The sequence below is a fragment of the Tolypothrix sp. PCC 7601 genome (genome assembly GCF_025677855.1).
GTDB classification, from domain to species: domain Bacteria; phylum Cyanobacteriota; class Cyanobacteriia; order Cyanobacteriales; family Nostocaceae; genus Aulosira; species Aulosira diplosiphon.
Genome location: NZ_CP064879.1, coordinates 7,924,986 through 7,943,502, shown reverse-complemented (window position 1 = coordinate 7,943,502; position 18,517 = coordinate 7,924,986). Strand labels below are relative to the sequence as shown.

Annotated in this window: 14 protein-coding genes and 1 pseudogene; 7 read left to right on the top strand and 8 right to left on the bottom strand. The window is 43.1% G+C overall.

Features of this window, described 5'->3' with window-relative positions; all coding sequences use genetic code 11:
* Nucleotides 1-6: 6 nt before the first annotated feature.
* The gene (locus HG267_RS32145; RefSeq protein ID WP_045873216.1) at nt 7-1,197 is read left to right on the top strand and encodes a peptidoglycan-binding protein; all 1,191 of its coding nucleotides are present in this window, start codon (nt 7-9) and stop codon (nt 1,195-1,197) included.
* Between the two features lie 130 nt (nt 1,198-1,327).
* Here HG267_RS32145 and HG267_RS32140 read toward each other — a convergent pair whose 3' ends face one another.
* From HG267_RS32140 to HG267_RS32115, 6 genes are all read right to left on the bottom strand, one after another.
* Complete coding sequence (locus HG267_RS32140; RefSeq protein WP_045873270.1) at nt 1,328-1,783, bottom strand: Fur family transcriptional regulator; 456 nt, start codon at nt 1,781-1,783, stop codon at nt 1,328-1,330.
* A 490-nt stretch (nt 1,784-2,273) separates the two neighbouring features.
* The gene (sigC, locus tag HG267_RS32135; protein WP_045873217.1) at nt 2,274-3,524 is read right to left on the bottom strand and encodes an RNA polymerase sigma factor SigC; all 1,251 of its coding nucleotides are present in this window, start codon (nt 3,522-3,524) and stop codon (nt 2,274-2,276) included.
* A 510-nt stretch (nt 3,525-4,034) separates the two neighbouring features.
* Nucleotides 4,035-4,181, bottom strand: coding sequence for a hypothetical protein (locus HG267_RS32130; RefSeq protein WP_168161025.1), 147 nt, complete (start codon nt 4,179-4,181; stop codon nt 4,035-4,037).
* Complete coding sequence (locus tag HG267_RS32125; RefSeq protein WP_045873218.1) at nt 4,171-5,118, bottom strand: NAD(P)H-dependent glycerol-3-phosphate dehydrogenase; 948 nt, start codon at nt 5,116-5,118, stop codon at nt 4,171-4,173. The genes HG267_RS32130 and HG267_RS32125 overlap by 11 nt, the downstream gene beginning before the upstream one ends.
* A gap of 95 nt (nt 5,119-5,213) precedes the next feature.
* Nucleotides 5,214-6,092: a lipoyl synthase gene (gene lipA, locus HG267_RS32120; RefSeq protein ID WP_045873219.1), complete on the bottom strand. Its 879-nt coding sequence runs from the start codon at nt 6,090-6,092 to the stop codon at nt 5,214-5,216.
* A 249-nt stretch (nt 6,093-6,341) separates the two neighbouring features.
* Nucleotides 6,342-6,692 (bottom strand): histidine triad nucleotide-binding protein, encoded by a 351-nt coding sequence (locus tag HG267_RS32115; RefSeq protein ID WP_045873220.1) that lies wholly within the window; start codon nt 6,690-6,692, stop codon nt 6,342-6,344.
* 55 nt (nt 6,693-6,747) lie between these two features.
* Here HG267_RS32115 and HG267_RS32110 point away from each other — a divergent pair, with 55 nt between their 5' ends.
* The 4 genes from HG267_RS32110 (at nt 6,748) to HG267_RS32095 (ending at nt 10,125) form a co-directional block, all read left to right on the top strand.
* Nucleotides 6,748-8,283, top strand: coding sequence for a YifB family Mg chelatase-like AAA ATPase (locus tag HG267_RS32110; protein WP_045873221.1), 1,536 nt, complete (start codon nt 6,748-6,750; stop codon nt 8,281-8,283).
* A 118-nt stretch (nt 8,284-8,401) separates the two neighbouring features.
* On the top strand, nt 8,402-8,992 hold the full coding sequence (locus HG267_RS32105; protein WP_045873222.1) for a prolyl hydroxylase family protein: 591 nt from the start codon (nt 8,402-8,404) through the stop codon (nt 8,990-8,992).
* Nucleotides 8,993-9,346: 354 nt separating this feature from the next.
* Entirely contained in the window at nt 9,347-9,712 is a 366-nt protein-coding gene (locus HG267_RS32100; protein ID WP_045873223.1) for a hypothetical protein, read from the top strand.
* A complete protein-coding gene (locus tag HG267_RS32095) occupies nt 9,709-10,125 on the top strand; it encodes a type II toxin-antitoxin system VapC family toxin (protein ID WP_045873224.1) in 417 nt (138 codons plus the stop codon). Before HG267_RS32100 ends, HG267_RS32095 begins: the two co-directional genes overlap by 4 nt.
* Before the next feature lie 259 nt (nt 10,126-10,384).
* Here the strand turns inward: HG267_RS32095 and HG267_RS32090 are convergent, their stop codons facing one another.
* Together HG267_RS32090 and HG267_RS32085 are read right to left on the bottom strand one after the other, a co-directional pair.
* On the bottom strand, nt 10,385-10,771 hold the full coding sequence (locus tag HG267_RS32090) for a response regulator (RefSeq protein WP_045873225.1): 387 nt from the start codon (nt 10,769-10,771) through the stop codon (nt 10,385-10,387).
* 317 nt (nt 10,772-11,088) lie between these two features.
* Nucleotides 11,089-16,260 carry a response regulator gene (locus tag HG267_RS32085; RefSeq protein WP_045873226.1) on the bottom strand — a complete coding sequence of 1,724 codons (5,172 nt, stop codon included), beginning with the start codon at nt 16,258-16,260 and terminating at the stop codon, nt 11,089-11,091.
* A 752-nt stretch (nt 16,261-17,012) separates the two neighbouring features.
* Between HG267_RS32085 and HG267_RS42040 the strand changes: the two are divergent.
* Together HG267_RS42040 and HG267_RS32080 are read left to right on the top strand one after the other, a co-directional pair.
* Nucleotides 17,013-17,189, top strand: a pseudogene (locus HG267_RS42040) (hypothetical protein); the annotation flags it as partial.
* 867 nt (nt 17,190-18,056) lie between these two features.
* The gene (locus tag HG267_RS32080; protein WP_045873228.1) at nt 18,057-18,491 is read left to right on the top strand and encodes a hypothetical protein; all 435 of its coding nucleotides are present in this window, start codon (nt 18,057-18,059) and stop codon (nt 18,489-18,491) included.
* The last annotated feature ends 26 nt before the right edge of the window (nt 18,492-18,517 follow it).

Sequence of the window (18,517 nt, the reverse complement as noted above, 5' to 3'; positions counted from 1 at the left end):
CCCCATATGGACAACCTCGCGTATTTCCACCTAGCTTTTGCCTATGAAGACAGCGAATCCAGTGAATTGGTTTCTCTGAAAGATTTTTTTAACACAGCAGCAACACCAGACTGGAAACGGCTTTCTAGCAGGGCTTGGCGATATATGTTACCTCTTGCCCTCACTTTGTCGATTTTCAGTGCTGTTAGTAGTGTCTTGGCACTGGAACGCGGCGATCAAGGCCCTTCTGTCAGGAATCTACAACAAAAGTTGAAACAAGTAGGCTTTTATCAAGCTCCCGTTACGCAAATTTATGACTTCCCCACTGAAGATGCTGTACGCCGCTTTCAAAAAGCTGCTGGCTTACCAGTAGATGGAGTCGTAGGTACAACCACTTTACAAAAATTAGACAACTGGCGGCCCAGAGTTGCAAGTACAACCACACCAGCGAAGAAGACTAGTACAAATACAACCGCTACTAGAACAACTGCTGTTAGTACACAACCGAAAAAAACAGCTACCACCAATACAACCGCTAAAAAACCTACCGTTGTTCCAACCACAACAGCAACTAACAAGCGCAGCAATCCCAATTACCTTGTGAAAGGTGATGAAGGTGAATCTGTGAGAGTTTTACAAGAAAGATTGCGAGTTGCTGGCTTTTATTACGGTAACGCCACGGGTATCTTTGGCCCAATTACAGAAGAGGCGGTGAAAAGATTCCAAACAGCTTATAACCTAGATGCTGATGGTGTGGTAGGCCCAGCAACAATGAAGAAATTGCCACCTCTTGGTGTTGGTGATGGAGAGGATGCTCCTAAAGCAGTAGCCGATCGCGATAAATTGCGGATGGGCGATCGCGGTGAACCAGTTCGGATTCTGCAAGATCACTTGATCAAAGCTGGCTATTTACAGGGAGAACCAAATGGCTACTTTGGCCCCAATACCGCAGATGCTGTTCGCAGATTTCAAGCCGCTAATTATTTAGCACCTAGTGGTATAGCTGGCCCAACTACCAGAGCCAAGTTATATAGCTTAGTGACTAATACTCCTAAGAGTGAATTTAGTGTTTTAGAAATTCAAAGACGACTACAAGAAAAAGGTTTCTACAAAGGTCAACTCAATGGTGTAATGGCAGATGACACCAAAAAAGCCATTAAACAAGCCCAAGAGTTTTACGGTATCAGTCTCAAGGATATTAGAAGCGGACGCTTTTAGCATCCGCTTAGGTATTAACACTAAGAGTCCCCAAATGATTTCTTACCTCCGATAACAGCGAACGAGAAATAGCTCAAAATTCCATTGATTTGTTTTATTTCAGACTCCGCTTAGTTATCTCACCCAGGTGCTATAACGGCATCAAAGCTCTTTGGCACTTGGGACACACTGCATGAATAGTCATTTGACAGTCGAGCAGATGAAAACCTTCTTTCTGGGCAGTTTTCGCCCCAATTTTCAAAATTGAGTCGTTTTTAAACTCAATTGTACTGTTACATCTGACACAGATGAGGTGATGGTGGTGATGGGGGTAGGGCTGATTAAGTTCGTAATGTTTATGTCCTTCCCCCAGTTCCAATTCCCGCAAAATCCCCATTCTAGCCATCAACTTTAAAGTCCGATAAATAGTTGACAGACTAATTCCTTCACCATCAGTTTCTAGGCGATGATAAAGATCCTCAGCACTGAGGTGTTCGCCTTGCGGAAGTTCTTGGAAAATGTGTAGAATTGTTTCACGTTGGGGAGTTAAACGCCAGCCCCGGTCATTTAATTCCGCTTTTAGTGAAGTAGAAGTGTAAACAGTCATACTAATTTTTCTCAATAAAGCCTCATAGTTGAGAATATAGCAAATATTTTGAGGTATTTGCAACAATCGTTGCTTATTGAGAATATTTACTAAAGACTGAAGAAGAATTCATGAGAATTTAAAGCAGCAAAAATAATAGGCGATCCCCGCCCATACAGTCTTATGTATATAGAGTTTACAAAACTCAAAGCTATTTAGATGAAAATTATTTGCCATAATCTAAAAAAGAGATTTTGGCACGGGGATCGAACAACTTTGTGACCAATAAAGAGTTCAGAGTCAACAATCTCTAGATTTAATTTTGTGATAGTCACTATTGATTATTGACTATGCCAAGTTTAGATTTTAGATTGCCAATTTTAGATTTTTTTTAGTTTATATCCCGCCCTTAGTAGGCGGAGTAAATCCAAAATCTAAAATCCTTGTGCTAAATACCCAGAGTTTTTGGGGTCAACCTAAAATCTAAAATTAATTAACTGCTGAACATTAACTAACTCAAGGATTCCAGATAGTCGCGGATCAAATTACGACGCTTTGGTTGGCGTAGCTTTTGCAAAGCTTTAGATTCGATTTGGCGTACACGTTCCCGTGATAAATCCAGCGCACGTCCGATTTCGGCTAAAGAGTAGGGATGACCATCTGCTAAACCAAACCGCATCAGAATTACATCACGTTCGCGGCTGGTTAAATCTGCTAACAAATGCTGTAAATCTCTTTGCAAAGATTCCCGCATTAATAATTCTTCTGGGGTAACACTATCAGTTTCGAGCAATTCGCCTAACTCAGTGTCTTTATCTTTCCCTACTTTGGTTTCTAGAGAAACAGAGCGAGGAACCCGTAACAATACTTCTCTCACTTGAGTGGGTGTCATTTCTAGCTCAACAGCCAAATCTTCCAAAGTCGGAGTCCGACCTTTTTCTTGAGCAATTTTGCGTTGAGCCTTTTTAATTTTGTTCAGCTTTTCAGTAATGTGAACAGGAAGGCGAATTGTCCGGCTAGAAGTAGCGATCGCTCTGGTAATACCTTGACGAATCCACCAGTAAGCGTAAGTACTAAAGCGATAACCCTTAGTTGGGTCAAATTTTTCTACAGCGCGTTCCAAGCCAAGTGTGCCTTCTTGGACTAAATCCAATAATTCTAATCCGCGATTTTGATATTTCTTAGCAACAGACACAACCAAGCGCAGATTCGCCTTGATCATGTGTTCTTTCGATTGGAGTCCTTGGGACTGAATTTGTTCCAATTCTTCCACTGTAATTTTGGCAATTTCCGCCCAGCGACGTTTACCTTCAGATAAAGTAGGCTTGAGATCGCACAACTTTATACCAGCTGTGGCTGCCCATCTTTCTAAAGACGGACGATGTCCCAGTTCAGATGCTAAACGTTCTTGGACTTCAATCAATCGCAGATAAGGCTCAATGACTGCATCCCCTTGCTTGGCAGCATTAGCAAGTACTATCCGCATCCGCAAATAACGTTGGACTTTCTGAGCTTCTGAAACCTCTTCGTCTCGCCCTAATAAGCGTACCCGACCAATTTCTTGAAGATAGAGGCGTACTAAATCCGTACTCCGACGGTTGGTGCTAGCAGCGAAACTCGCGGGATCAACAGAAGCCAACTCTAAATCTTGCAAATCTTCTAAAGGCAACTCATGATCGTCAACCGTGAGATCTTGGTCTAAGATTTGCTGAGATTTTTGTGCGTTGTAGGGGGCATCTGCGTAAAAAGATGTTGCTGGCATAAATATCGTCTCAATGGCTCCAGGTAACAATAGATTACGGTCAGCTAAAATTAATGGTCAGCTATTCAACTGTTGCTATTGTTCCCGTGATTTACGAAGAACTAACACGGTAAGGGTTTCTATTACGGTTTTTTTTGAAATTTTTTTCCAAAAAAACTGTATTAGTTGTTTTTGTTACATAACTACCGAAATAGTAGGCTGCTGTAGTTCTTTCATTGAACCAATAGCTATTCATTTCTACAGCTAGCTTTTAAGTTTTGAATTAGCTTTTCAACATTTCAAATTTGATGAGATTTTACTGTTACAAAAGTAACAATGTATAAACATATTTCAGTAAAAATGATGTTCATAATCGGCATAGTCATATCTACACCACTAAAAACGTTGTATCCTGACAAATTACGAATTTTTCTCTAGGGAATATTTGGTAAGTATTTGAGGTAATTGTCATCGGCAATGCGTTAGTAATAACGCTGAAGTGCTAATACCTAGCAATTACCAGTTCAGTATTTATAAGGAGTAGGGAATGGGGCATGGGGCATGGGTAATGGGTAATGGGTAATGGGTAATGGGTAATGGGTAATGGGTAATGGGTAATGGGTAAATTCTCCCCTGCTCCCTGCCCCCTTGCTCACTTCCCCAGTCCCTACTCCCCATCCTCAAAATCATACTCAGGCTTGATGTCACGTAGCATTAATTCATCAAGAGCTTGTTGGGGTGTGATTTTACCTTGAAGTAATCTATCGACTTGCTCAGTAATTGGTACGGGAATATTCTGCTGTCTGGCTCTTTGCATCAACACTCGACAAGTGTTGACACCTTCAGCAGTTCCTTGGAGATGGGAGAGAACTTCTTCGAGTGTTTTGCCAGCAGCTAGCTGGTAACCTACTTGATAATTACGACTTAGGGGACTGTTGCAAGTTGCTAGTAAATCCCCTAAACCTGATAAACCATAAAATGTTTCTGTTTTTGCACCCCAGAAATTACCGATGCGAACCATTTCTGTAAGTCCACGGGTGACTAAACCAGCTTTGGCATTGGTTCCTAATTGTAAACCATCACATACACCAGCTGCGATCGCAATTACATTCTTGAGTGTTCCCCCTAATTCCACTCCCACAGGATCGGGATTGGTGTATACCCGAAAGCGATTAGAAGAAAACACCAACTGCACTGTTTGCGCTGCTGCAAAAATATTGCTAGCGACTACAGTTGCAGCTGGTAATTCCATTTCAATTTCTTTCGATAAATTAGGGCCAGATAAAACAACAACTGCATTGTCAGGAAAAGTAGATTGCCAAATTTGCGACGGCGTACAGGTTGTTTCTGGTTCTAAACCCTTGGTAGCCGTCACAAAAATTGTTTCCCGAGAGACAGGTAAAGACTTGACTTGAGCAGCTACATCCCTGACACCTTTCATCGAAATGGCAGAAAGGATTATTTGAGCATCTTCTAAAACTGTTTCCAGTGTTTCCTCTCCCCAACGTGACCAAACGCGCACCCGATGACCATTAGCCGCAGCCAAATTAGCCAGTGCTGTTCCCCAAGCACCTGCTCCCAAAATTGCTACAGATTGTGAATTGTCATTGGTCATTGGTCATTGGTTATTGGTCATTTGTCATTTGTTAAGGGTCAAGGGTTGTAGAGACGCGATTAATCGCGTCTCTACAAGAGTCTCCCTCATCGCCCTCATCCCCTACTACGGGGGTAACGCTGCATTAATTCCCGTACTTGTTCCGCATGATAGGAGCTTCTTGTTAAGGGTGAGGAAACTACTTGTAAAAATCCCAGTTCTTCACCGTAGGCTTGCCAGGCGGCAAATTGTTCTGGGTTAACAAAATCATTGACTTGTAAATGTTTTTGACTGGGTTGGAGATATTGCCCAATCGTTAAGATATCGCAATCTACGGCGCGTAGGTCTTGCATAACCTGACGAATTTCGGCATCAGTTTCACCAAGTCCCACCATAATGCCAGATTTTGTGTAGACCCAAGGAGCAAGTTGACGAGAGCGCGCCAGTAATTCCAAAGTGCGATCGTAGTTACCTTGGGGACGGACACGACGATACAGACGAGGGATGGTTTCTGTATTGTGGTTTAATACTTCGGGTGCAGCTTGGAGAATTATTTCCAAAGCATTCCAATTACCGCACAAATCTGGAATTAATACCTCAATTGTCGTTTTGGGTGAAACATCCCGAACTGCAGTGATACATTGCACAAACTGCGATGCACCACCATCAGGTAAATCATCTCGGTTTACAGAGGTGATGACTACATGATTGAGTTGCATCCGGCGCACGGCTTCTGCCAAACGTGCTGGTTCTGTTGGATCTAAAGGTTTAGGCTTTTTTTCAAAATCGATATCACAGTAGGGACAAGCACGAGTGCAAGCAGGGCCCATAATCAAAAATGTGGCAGTACCAGCTTGAAAACACTCGCCAATATTCGGACAGGACGCTTCCTCACAAACCGTATTGAGCGCTAAATCCCGCAAAATTTCTTTAACGTTCCCAACGCGCTCCCACTGAGGCGCTTTTACCCGCAACCAGTCTGGTTTTACAGTCACAATCCGTTTTCACTATATATATACAGAGTTATGTTAGCAATCTTCCGAGATTTTAGATGAGTTCAGTTTAAAAGAATATTTTCAGGGTACTTCAAAAAATAAATTATTCTGTGCAAGTCGTTGACTGTTGATTGATGACTGTTGACGGTTCACAATTAACAGTCATCAATCGCTTCGGGAATATTTTTTACTCGGAAGTTCCCCATTCAGGGCGCAACTGCTTGCACCCTTGGGTTTAAAGATTACTCATCAACCAGGTGGCCATTTCATTTCCCGCCCTCCTAGAATATGTAGGTGTAAATGATAGACAGTTTGGCCGCCATCAGCACCAGAGTTGATGACAACTCGATAACCATTTTCTAATCCAGCTTGTTCGGCAACGCGCTTGGCGGTTAATAAAAGATGTCCTAGAAGAGCATGATCCTGAGATTCCGCATCAGCTAATTTAGCGATCGCCTTTTTGGGAATCACCAAAATATGAACTGGTGCTTGGGGTTGAATGTCTCTGAACGCCAAAGCTAAATCATCTTCATAAACAATGTCGGCGGGAATTTCCCGACGAATGATTTTGCTGAAAATCGTCTCTGTGGTTTCACTCATGTCATTTTACTTACTCATCTGCTAGAGATTTTAAAGGGTTATTGTTAGATAAAAAATGCTTGCTAGAGTCTGGAGTGCATCAATTGTCGGCATCGATGCCATAAAAGTAGGTGTGGAAGTCGATGTATCCGGGGGATTACCAGGAATTGTGGTATTGGGTTTACCAGATTCGGCAGTTCAAGAATCCAAAGAACGGGTAAAAGCAACGCTGAAAAATGCGGGTTTTGCTTTTCCGATGCGGAAGATTGTAATTAACTTGACTCCGGCTGATTTGCGTAAGGAAGGGCCAAGTTTTGATTTGCCTATCAGCGTGGGGATTTTAGCTGCTTCTGAGCAAGTTAGCGCTGACTTATTAGGTGATTATTTATTCATCGGGGAAGTATCTTTAGATGGTAGCTTGCGTGCTGTGGCTGGTGTTCTCCCCATTGCGGCGACTGCTCAAAAGATGGGAATTGCTGGTTTAGTTGTGCCTGTAGATAATGCCCAAGAAGCCGCAGTTGTGGAAGGATTAGCGGTTTACGGCTGTAAAAATCTGTTTGAGGTGGCAGATTTATTAAATAATCCCGCACGGTATAAGCCAGTGCAATTAAATCAAGCTGTAGAGACTGATTACGCTGCATCTTTTGCTGGCAGTATAGATTTAAAAGATGTCAAAGGACAAGCTCATGCTCGTCGGGCTTTGGAAATTGCAGCGGCTGGAGGACATAATTTAATTTTTGTTGGGCCTCCTGGTAGTGGAAAAACCATGCTAGCGCGTCGCTTACCAGGTATTTTACCACCGCTAAGTTTTGCTGAAGCTTTAGAAGTGACTCAAATTCATTCAGTCGCAGGTTTATTAAAAAATCGCGGTTCCTTAGTACGCGATCGCCCTTTTCGCAGTCCCCATCATTCGGCTTCTGGCCCTTCTTTGGTTGGTGGTGGTAGTTTTCCGCGTCCGGGAGAAATTTCTTTATCACATAGAGGTATACTTTTCTTGGATGAATTAACAGAATTTAAACGTGATGTTTTAGAATTTCTGCGTCAACCTTTAGAAGATGGCTACGTCACCATTTCTCGTACCAAACAATCGGTGATGTTTCCCGCGCAGTTTACCTTAGTGGCGAGTACTAATCCCTGTCCTTGTGGTTACTATGGCGATACTATCCAACAATGTACCTGTTCTCCCAGACAAAGGGAACATTATTGGGCAAAGCTTTCTGGGCCATTGCTTGATCGAATCGATTTGCAGGTAGCTGTGAATCGCCTCAAACCAGAGGAAATTACCCAACAACCAACAGGCGAAACATCTCAATCCGTAGCCAAACGAGTACAACAAGCACGCGATCGCGCTAGTACCCGCTTCCAAGGACAACAAAATTTGCGTTGCAATGCCCAAATGCTGAGTCGTCATCTGCAAAAATGGTGTCAGCTAGATGATGCCAGTCGTAATTTATTAGAAGCCGCAATTAGAAAATTAGGTTTATCAGCCAGAGCAAGCGATCGCATTCTCAAAGTAGCACGCACGATTGCAGATTTAGCTGGCGAGGATGAATTAAAACCTAATCATGTAGCTGAAGCGATACAGTATCGGACAATTGATCGGATGCAATAGTATCGCAGAGAACTAAATGCCGCAAATTATTGGCTGATAAACTCGATTTGGCGAGATTTTGATTGAAACTATGATTAATGATGTGCGTCATTATTCAAAATGCGCTCATCATTCAACTATGACCAAGAAAAATTTGCTTGGTAACGAAATTTTCACATTGGATAATATTCTCACGCCAGAAGAATGCGCTGAGTATATTACTGTAACTGAAAATATTGGTTATACAGATGCTCCGATTACTACGATGCAAGGTTTTCAAATACGTCCTGACATCCGCAATAATCAGCGTGTAATTTTAGATGTCCCGGAACGAGCTTTAAATTTATGGCAGCGCGTGTCAAATTATATACCTAATACTATGGGCAGATGGCAAGCTGTGGGGCTGAATGAGCGTTTTCGTTTCTATCGCTACGATCCAGGTCAAAGGTTTGCGCTTCATCATGATGGTTCGTATCGGCGACCCAACGGCGAGGAAAGTTTATTGACTTTCATGATTTACCTGAATGAAGGTTTTGAAGGCGGCGCAACCCGGTTTCATCTTCCACGCCGATATTATGAACATTTACCTACTATGGATGTTGTTCCTGTTACAGGTATGTCCTTGTGTTTTGTTCATGAACTAGTACATGAAGGCGCTCCTGTAATCCAAGGACGAAAGTATGTTTTACGCTCAGATGTGATGTACCGTCAACTTTCAAGAGTTTATTGAATCTCACGAAGTAAGTGAGGTACATCATGAGTAATGAGTAATGAGTAGGAAATTTACTTATTACTCACTTACTTTTTTCAATTAGTTGCTGTACTTCATAAACATCGAATCTGCCGTATGTCGTAATCACTTCATTAATCGACATCCAAAAACGCGATCGCACAGTATCTTCAAAGGTGATACCAATTCAAATAATGTTTGCTACACATCAATTATTCTAGAGGGCAAGGCAATGCCTTGCCCCTACAATCTGTCGTATTCTTTTTTCAAATTGGTATGATTTTAACAGCATGGGCAATAGCGCAGTCAAGCTAAAGCTATGATGCTAATAGATTCAGTTGGAGTCTGAAGTTTATGGAAAGCAACCCTTTAGGAACATCACAGGCTGCAAATATCAAGGTCAATATTGTGCTGGAAACTAAAGAAGATGGTAGTGCAGTTGCATCTATTTTGGAACTTCCACAGTATCGTGTTGAAGCAGCAAATCGTGAACAAGCACTCTCAATGCTGGAACAGCTTGTAGTTCAACGGATAAATAAAGTTGAAATCATTCCGATGGAAATTAAATTACCTCAAGTTGAACCATCTCAAAGACCTTGGATGAAATTTGCTGGAGTATTCAAAGATGATCCAGACTTTGACGCAGTTCAGCAGTATATTCAAGAGTATCGCCAAGAAGTAGATGCAGCTGATTCTGATACACAGAGGGAAGTAAGTTGAGTCTCTGGATTCTCGATACTGATAGTGTTTCTCTTTTTCAAAGGGGAAATTTAGAAATCGCTCGTCATTTAAACAGCGTTGATGCTAGCGAAATCGCAATTACAATTATCACTGTCGAAGAACAAATTCGAGGAAGATTTCAAGTTATTCGACGAGCTAATGCTAATGATTTAGTTTCGGCTTACGAAAAATTACAAATAACTTTTGATAGTTTAAAAAGCTTCAATGTTTTAAAATTTACTGCTGAAGCACAAGAATTATACACAAATTTAATCCTACAAAAAATCAAAGTTGGTCGGCAAGATTTACGCATTGCCGCGATCGCACTTTCTGTAAATGGAATTTTGGTAACAAGAAACCATCGGGACTTTTCTCAAGTACCCAATTTAGTTTTGGAAAATTGGACTGTGTAAAGCAATTTTTAATTCTGCTGCTTCCTCTTCTCCCCAATCCCCAAGAGTTCTGTAATTTTGAATTTTGAATTTTGCGTACTCCTGCGGAGAAGCAAGCTACGCGTAGCGTGTCGTTGGCGCAGCCTCTCGTAGAGAAGACAAAAGTTGCGTGCGGGGGTTCCCCCCGTTGAGGAGGCAGTGCGTTGGGCGGGTTCCCCGACTTGTAGCAACTGCCGTCAAACTTTTCAAGACGAATTTTGAATTGATTTGTCCCCAATCCCTAACTATCCAAACTCCAACCTAAAGCTGTAGCGATTTGTCCAGCCAATTCTAGGGGATTGAAAGGTTTAGCGATCGCAGTTGCCATTCCCATTTGAGCATAGCGGCGGCGATCGGCGGCTTGGATTTTGGCTGTTAATAAAATTACGGGAATCTCTTTGGTGGCTGGATTGGCTTGGAGTTTTTCAAAGGTAGTTATGCCATCCATATCAGGCATCATGACATCTAAAAGGATGGCATCTGGTTGCCAAGCTTCGGCTTTCATGATGCCGTCTTTACCAGAGCTTACCGTCATCACTTCCCAACGGGCAACGGTTTCCAAGCAAATTTTGGCAACTTCTTGAATGTACTCTTCGTTATCAACTACTAAAATTCGTTTTGTTGTCATCTTGTCAATGAATTGTGGATTTGAGATTTTTGCTAGTTGAAACTGCGTTGGCTGGGAAATTAGACAGGACTTACGCAACTGGTACACCAATCTTTTGGTTTAAGAGTCAACAGTCAAGGGTCAAGGGTCAAAAATTCAGGTTTTTTGGACTTTGGACTTTTGAACGCCAGTTCACTCAACGGAGGGAACCTCCCTTCGGGTTCGCCAGTCGCCTACGGAGGGAAACCCTCCTGCAGCGCTGGTCTCACCGCACGTGACTGGCTCCCCTTGACAGCCTCAACGAAAAAAATGTGACACTTGCGTAAGTCCTATTAGATTTAAAATTGCTCTCCTTGTTGTTTATTGTGTGTAATTCGCTGTAGTAATTCCATTACCCGTTGTTCAAATTCTTGGGTGGTGACACGTCCTTTGGTTAAAAATTCAGTATGTCCTAATTTCAGGCGATCGCGTTCTGATTCGTCTAAGTCTGTGGCGGAGTAAACTAGCACAGGGGTGCTACATAGTTGATTGTGTTTCTGTAGCCAATCGACAACGGCAAAACCGTCGCTTTCTGGCAAAATTAAGTCGAGAATTAGTAAGTCGGGGTTGACTTGTTGACTGAGGCGGATGGCTTCTCTGCCAGTTTTGGCGAGGTAGGTGTCAATATCATGCCTTTCAAATAGGGTTATGAGTAGTTGCGCTAAGTCGTTGTCGTCTTCCACAATCAGAATTTTGACTCGCTTAGAAGCTGTTGCTACTACTTGTCTCAGTGATTTTAACAGGTTACTTTCTTGGAATGGTTTACTCACCCAATCCACAAAGTCGGTGTTGGGTTGACTATTACTACTTTGTTTGTAAACACTACAAATCACAATCGGAATATCTTTGGTATCAGCTCGCTCTTTTAATACTGCCATTGTTTCCCAGCCATTCATTCCTGGCATGAGTAAATCTAATAAAATTACGTCGGGATTTTGGCTGGCGGCGGCGGCGATCGCTTCTTGGCCGTTGGCTACTGTAACGACTTGATATCCGCCTTTTTTGAGTACGGTTTGTAATTCCTGACTAATTGCTGGGTCATCATCGCACACTAATACTAGGGGTGAGTGCTGAGTCATGTATCCGGATTCGGGTGCGATCGCATTTACCGTTTCAGGTATTTGCCGATCTGAAAGAATTGGCAGGGTAAAGTAAAAAGTACTACCTTCATCTAAAATACTTTCTACCCAAATTCGCCCGCTATGCTGTTGCACAATACTTTTACAAATGGCTAAACCTAAACCTGTACCATCATGGTTGCGGGAATCGGAGGAATCCACTTGTTGAAAGCGCTCAAAGATGCTATCGAGTTTGTTGGCGGGAATCCCGCGCCCGGTATCTTTGACGGCGAATACTACTTCATTGCCTTGGGTTTTGGCTGTCAAGCACACAGTTTCTCCGGTATGGGAGAATTTAATGGCGTTACTCAGCAAATTAGTTAAGGTTTGCACAATCCTGTCGGGATCTGCCCAGAGTTGGATTGATACGTCAGCAATAGAAAGCTGCACCCCGAGTTTATCTGCTAGGGGCTGGATGACATTGACGGCGGATTTAATCAAATCTGCCACATTACAGATTTCCCGTTCCATTTTCACCCTACCAGACTCGATGCGCTCAATGTCTAAGATGTCATTGATCAGGCGGACTAGGCGCTCAGTACTATCTGTAGCAATTTGCAGCAGGCGTTTTCCCTGTTCTGAGTCGGCTGGGAGTAAACCACTAACTAACATTCCTAGGGAGCCGTGAATAGAAGTCAGGGGGGTGCGGAGTTCGTGACTGACGACGGAGACAAACTCGTCTTTCATCCGCTCCACTAGTTTGCGTTCTGTAATATCCCGGAGGATAACAGTATAATAAACATCTCCACCAATATTTAATTTAGAAATCGAAGCTTCTGCCGGAAATTCTGTGCCATCCCGACGCATACCATAGATTTCTCGGCGTTCACCCATTCTCCGGGCGGGGCTGGGAGATTTGCCAAAGTCGCCGACATGGTGACGATGGGCTGAGGCAAAGCGTAATGGTAAGAGTATATCTAACTGCTGCCCCATCACTTCTTCGGCTTTATAACCAAAAATCTTCTCTGCACCTTGGTTAAATAAGGTAATTTTTTGGGTAGCATCGATGGAAATAATCGCATCATCAGCAATATCTAAAATGCGGGCAAATTTCGCCTGGGAGATGCGTAGTTGTTCTTGGATGGACTGACGTTCGTCGAGTTCTGTTTGTAATTTCAGATTCAGACTAATTAACTCCGCCGTCCGTTCTGCTACTCTTAATTCCAATTCATTGTTGACTTGATGTAATAATGCTTCTGTTTGTTTACGGACAGTGATATCACGGGCGACAACTTGCGATGCGGGTTGATTTTGGTAGGTAAAAGCAGCGGCGGCGATTTCTAGGGCGATCGCTTGGCCATCTAAACGCAAAAATTGGGCTTCTTCCAGGGTAACTGGCTGTGTAGAGTTTTTTAGCAGTTGCAGCTTTTCCCGCACTGCTGGCTGAGAATGGGGATGAACTAACTCTAATACCTGTTTACCGAGTAATTCTAGCGGTTGGGTAGCACCAAATAACTGCACGGCGGCGCTGTTGACAAAGACAAAATTACCTTGACTTTCAATAAAAATTGCTTCTGGGCAAAGTTCTACTAGCTGTTGGTAACTTTGCTGACTTTGTTGTAATGCGGCTTCGGCAATTTGGCGATCGCGCTGATTGCGTAGTGCCATCATCCCGTAAGCTAGGTCTATGGCTAGGGCTTCTAAAAGTTTCACCTCATCAGCATCAAAAGCATCTGGTTCAGTGGCGTAGATATTCAATGCACCCAAAACTTGCCCATCGGCTGTTAAAGGTAAAGCAATCGATGCAGCATAGCCTTGCTTAATCGCCTGACACCGCCAAATCTCATAATGAGGGTCAGTTAATATATTTTGAATAATACAGGTTTCTCCTGTGCGAATCGCTGTCCCGACTGGCCCCAAACCTGCGGGATTATCTGCCCAATTGAGGTTAAGCGATTGCAAATATCCATCTTCGTAACCAGCTTGGGCGACTGGACTAATGGTGCTTTGAACATCATGTTCTGCTAAACCTACCCAAGCTAAACGATAATTGCCAACTTCGACAATCATTTGGCAAATTCTTTGCAGCAAATCTAACTCGTCTTTGGCGCGTACCAATACCTGACTGCAATTAGTTAAAGCTTGCAGTGTGCGATTTACCCGGCGAATTTCGATTTCTGCTTGTTTGTATTCCGTAATATCTTGCATGATTGCCAACTGTACAGTTGTGCTATCTGCTTCATAGCGCAGAGGTACAGCGTGGGTTTCTAGCCAGCGTCGATGTCCTTTAGAACTGACAATTTCAAATTGCAGAGTTCCTTGATTACCCTGACAAATGCTGGCGTGGAATTGGCGGAATTGCTGCTGATATTCCGGGGAAATTAGCTCGTAAATTGATTTACCAATCACCGCCGCATTGTTATTGGCTTCTAACATCAAAAGACAAGCGGGGTTAATTTCCAACAACCTACCATCGGCAGCAATCACACTGATACATTCATGCTTACTATCAAACAGCGATCGCCAGCGATTTTCTGATGCAGTCACTTCCCGACTCTGGCATTTTGTCACGCGCCGCAACAGTTTGATCCGTTCTAAGCGATTAATAATCCGATTCAGCAGTTCTGGCCCCACAATCGGTTTACTCACAAAATCATCAGCACCAGCACTAAATACCTGATTGACAATATCGGCATCACTGTGAACTGTCAGGAATAAAATCGGCAACTCACTCCACTGGGCATCGTTCCGTACTACTTGGCAAAGTTCGATACCGTTGGTATGGGGCATTTCCACATCTAAAATCAGCATATCTGGGGCGACGGTTTCCAGGGTTGTCCAGAACTGTCGCGGATCTTGCAAACCTATGACTTTCAGCCCCCAAGGACTGAGTAAAGTTTCTAACAATGCCAAAATATGGGGATCATCGTCTACAGCTAAGATTTTGGCTTCCGCATGGGGCGCTTGTTGCAATACTTGGGTAACAGCTTCTAACACCTGCGCCGCCGGCATCGGCTTTTGCAAAAATCTATGTCCGCCGTTGCGCGCTATTTGCAAGCGGTTGCTAAAATCACTTTGCTCGGTAAAAACTAGCACAGGGATGGGTGGTTTATTTTGAGCAAGTTCGGTGAGTAGGCTGAAACTTTCTTGGGGATTGGGGGCAACACTGGGGTCAAGTAATACTACGCTGGGATGCTCCCTGTAGATGAGATGGCGAGCAGATTCAATGCTGTTAGCATCTGTAACTGTGACATTCCAGTTAGCCGACTCTACTTTTAATTGTTCGGCTAATTTACCATTAGCATCGACTAGCAAAACCAAGGGATTGTCATCATGATCGGGGACTGGAGATGCCGATTCTTGCTGTTTGCTGGCAATTTCTTGCCGCAATCGTTCCACCCAATTTTGTAATTTGCTATTTTCTGATTGTGTCAAAATTTTGTCAGATTTTAGCAATTGCTCAATTTTGCGCGCCAATTTGGAACCATGAGGTAAACCAAAAGTACCCAAAGAACCTGCTAAAGTATGGGCTTCTTGAGCAGCTTGCGATCGCAATTCGGGATTTAAGGTTTTTTGGCTAACAGCTGCTTGTTCTAGCACCTGTAATTGCTGATTAAATCGCCCTTGAAATTTTTGCCAAATACCTGCAACTGCTGCGAGTGTTTGTTGTTGTGATTGCTGATGTGAATTAGCAGATTTTTTCGCGTCTAATTCTGCTTTATTACTCTGTTCTTCTGGTATTTGGGGTTTAAGCCGATAGCCAATTCCATAAACTGTTTCAATTAAATCGCTTGCTGCCCCCACACTTCGTAGCTTCATCCGCAAGCCCTTAATATGGGTACGCACAGCTTCTTCACCAGGGGTATCTTCATAAGACCAAAGATGCTCTAAAATCATGCCGCAACTAAATACCCGGCGACTGTTACGCAAGAAAAGTTCTAATAGTGCATATTCCTTCGGGGTTAATGACAGCAAATCTTGGTTGTATCTAACTTCGCAGCTAATGGGATCGAGCTTTAAATTACCCCATTCCAATACAGGTTGTGACGTGGTTCCGCCTCGACGTAATAAAGCGCGTACCCGCGCCACTAATTCTTCTTGATCAAAAGGTTTAACAACATAATCATCTGCCCCTGCATCTAAGCCAATCGCTTTTTCATGGCTGCTATCACACCCTGTTAATAACAAAACGGGCATTTGTAAACCACGCGATCGGATATGACGACAAAGACTGATACCGTCCATTTTCGGCAGCATCACATCCAAAAGTACTAAATCATAATCATAAGTTTCAATTAAATCCCGCGCCGTATTTCCATCCTCAGCCACCTCAACAGCATAGTTTAGGCTAGCGAGAATTTCACTCAGCACATGTACAAGTAGCTCGTCGTCTTCTACAACTAAAATTTTCATATCAAAAGCTTTCTTGAGGTCGCTAATCTTGATATATAACCAGCAAAAAAGTTTAGTTTAAAATAAATATTTTAAGATTAATTATTTTTTAAGAATTTATTTGTCATCATTTAGCTTTATGCATATTAAGCGATAAATTGCTGAGTATTTAGTTGGAAGCAACAAATATCAACATTTTTTATCAGAAGTCGGCGGGGATTGGGGATTGGGGATTGGGGATTGGGGATTGGGGATTGGGCATTGGGCATTGGGCATTGGGGCATTGGGCATTGGTAACTCTTTGCTATGCCCTATAGGAGTATAGGAGTCCGATTTGATTATTGAAAAAATCTAAGTATGTGTAGTATGCGTAGTAGCGTGTCTAGACTAAAATAGAAAAAATTAACCGCAGATAAACGCAGATAAACAAGGCAGTGCGCCCTTGCGGTTTCCCGACTTGTACCCCTACGGGGAAGCAAGCTACGCGTAGCGTCTCCCCTTGGGATAAGCAACTGCCGTGCGGATAAAATTCATCTTTATTGCAACATTTAAGGCTAGACACGCCAGTAGTGGACTGACACGCCTAAAATAGTGTATAAAAAAACTCTTGTGGGATGGGTGTCTCACCCGTCCAGGGCGGACAAGATGTCCACCCCACAAGAAAAATTATTGCCACATTTTAGCTATGTCAGTCCAGTAGGGTGCGTTATCACGAAGTGTAACGCACCTTATTCTGGACTCTACCCAAAAACGATGATTGGGTAGTCGGAAATGATGATTGGGTAGTCGGAAATGATGATTGGGTAGTCGGAAACAATAATTGGGTAGTCGGAAATGATGATTGGGTAGTCGGAAACAATAATTGGGTACTTGGAAACGATGATTGGGTACTCGGAAACGATAATTGGGTACCCGGAAACGATGATTGGGTACCCGGAAAAGATGATTAGGTACTTGGAAACGATAATTGAGTACCCGGAAACGATAATTGGGTACTTGGAAACGATATTTAGGAACTCAAGATTATTGAAGAAGGCAGGAGGCAGAGGGCATTGGTGTCAACTTAACGTGAAACCCGCTTTGTTGCAAGGTTTCGCCCTCACCCCCAGCCCCTCTCCCACAGAGAGCTACGGTGTACACAGAAGTCTTGAAATCCTACCTGGAAGGGAGTTTTAAACTCAGATAAAAATCGCTCAAAACCTGTCATTGCGAGCGAAGCGAAGCAATCGCTTGGTGCTGGGATTGCTTCGTCGTTCCTCCTCTCTACGAGACGCTACGCGAACGCAATGACAATTTAAGGGGGTTGAAATCCCTGAAACGTATGTGGAGAGTACTTGTGTGTACACCGTAGCCCACAGAGAGAGGGGAGCAAGAAATTTAGTTCCCCTTCTCCTGCGGGAGAAGGGGTTAGGGGATGAGGGCGCGAGGTATTTGTACAACGCCCGCCCTATATCGCTTTTAGCTTAAGTTGACACCAATGGGCAGAGGGCAGCTATGCTGAAGGAACAAGTCAGAAGGGGATTCAGACCCCTCCTGCCCTCTGCCTTTCCTGATAAATCAAAGCTTTAACGCTTTAATTATGAGCTTTGTCCGTAATATTAGCGAATATGCATAGAATATCACTGTAGCCCATACTATAGTTTTCGTGGTTTCTGCTCAGGGCAATCAGGATGGGAGATGGCTAGAGTGGGAATACAAGTATCTATTACAGCTATTTTCAGGTAAATAGACCATTCTCTAGGGATTTAAGCCATGCTCAATCCCTAGAGATAGAAATTGCTGTAATTTTCATATCATCTTTGGCAGGAAATGCATATATGGCACGATTGAAACGTAGTTCCAAGGTGGTGGATAAAGCAGTGCGACGAATTTCGGGGATGCGGTCGATTAGTGAAACGCTGGATTTTGGTCAAGGATTGAGTTTGGCAGAGTATGGGAGGCGAATTCAAACCTTGCAAATGAAGTTATCTGACTACAACAAAATGCTTTCTAGTCTGGATGAAGCAATGGGGGAAATTGCATTACTAGAGGAAGATTTGAGTAATTACTCCGAAAAAATGTTGGTGACTGTAGGGACACGCTATGGCAAGCATAGCTTTCAATATATGCAAGCTGGAGGAAAACCGCGCCAGACTAAGAAGCGAACTGCGGCGAATGCGAAACCAACAACTACACTAACTAACACTGAAATATCACTAAAAGTAGAGCAAACTGATACAAATGGCAAAAGTACAGAGAAAACAACAAAGTAGATTTTGAATTGACTCTAATACAGTTC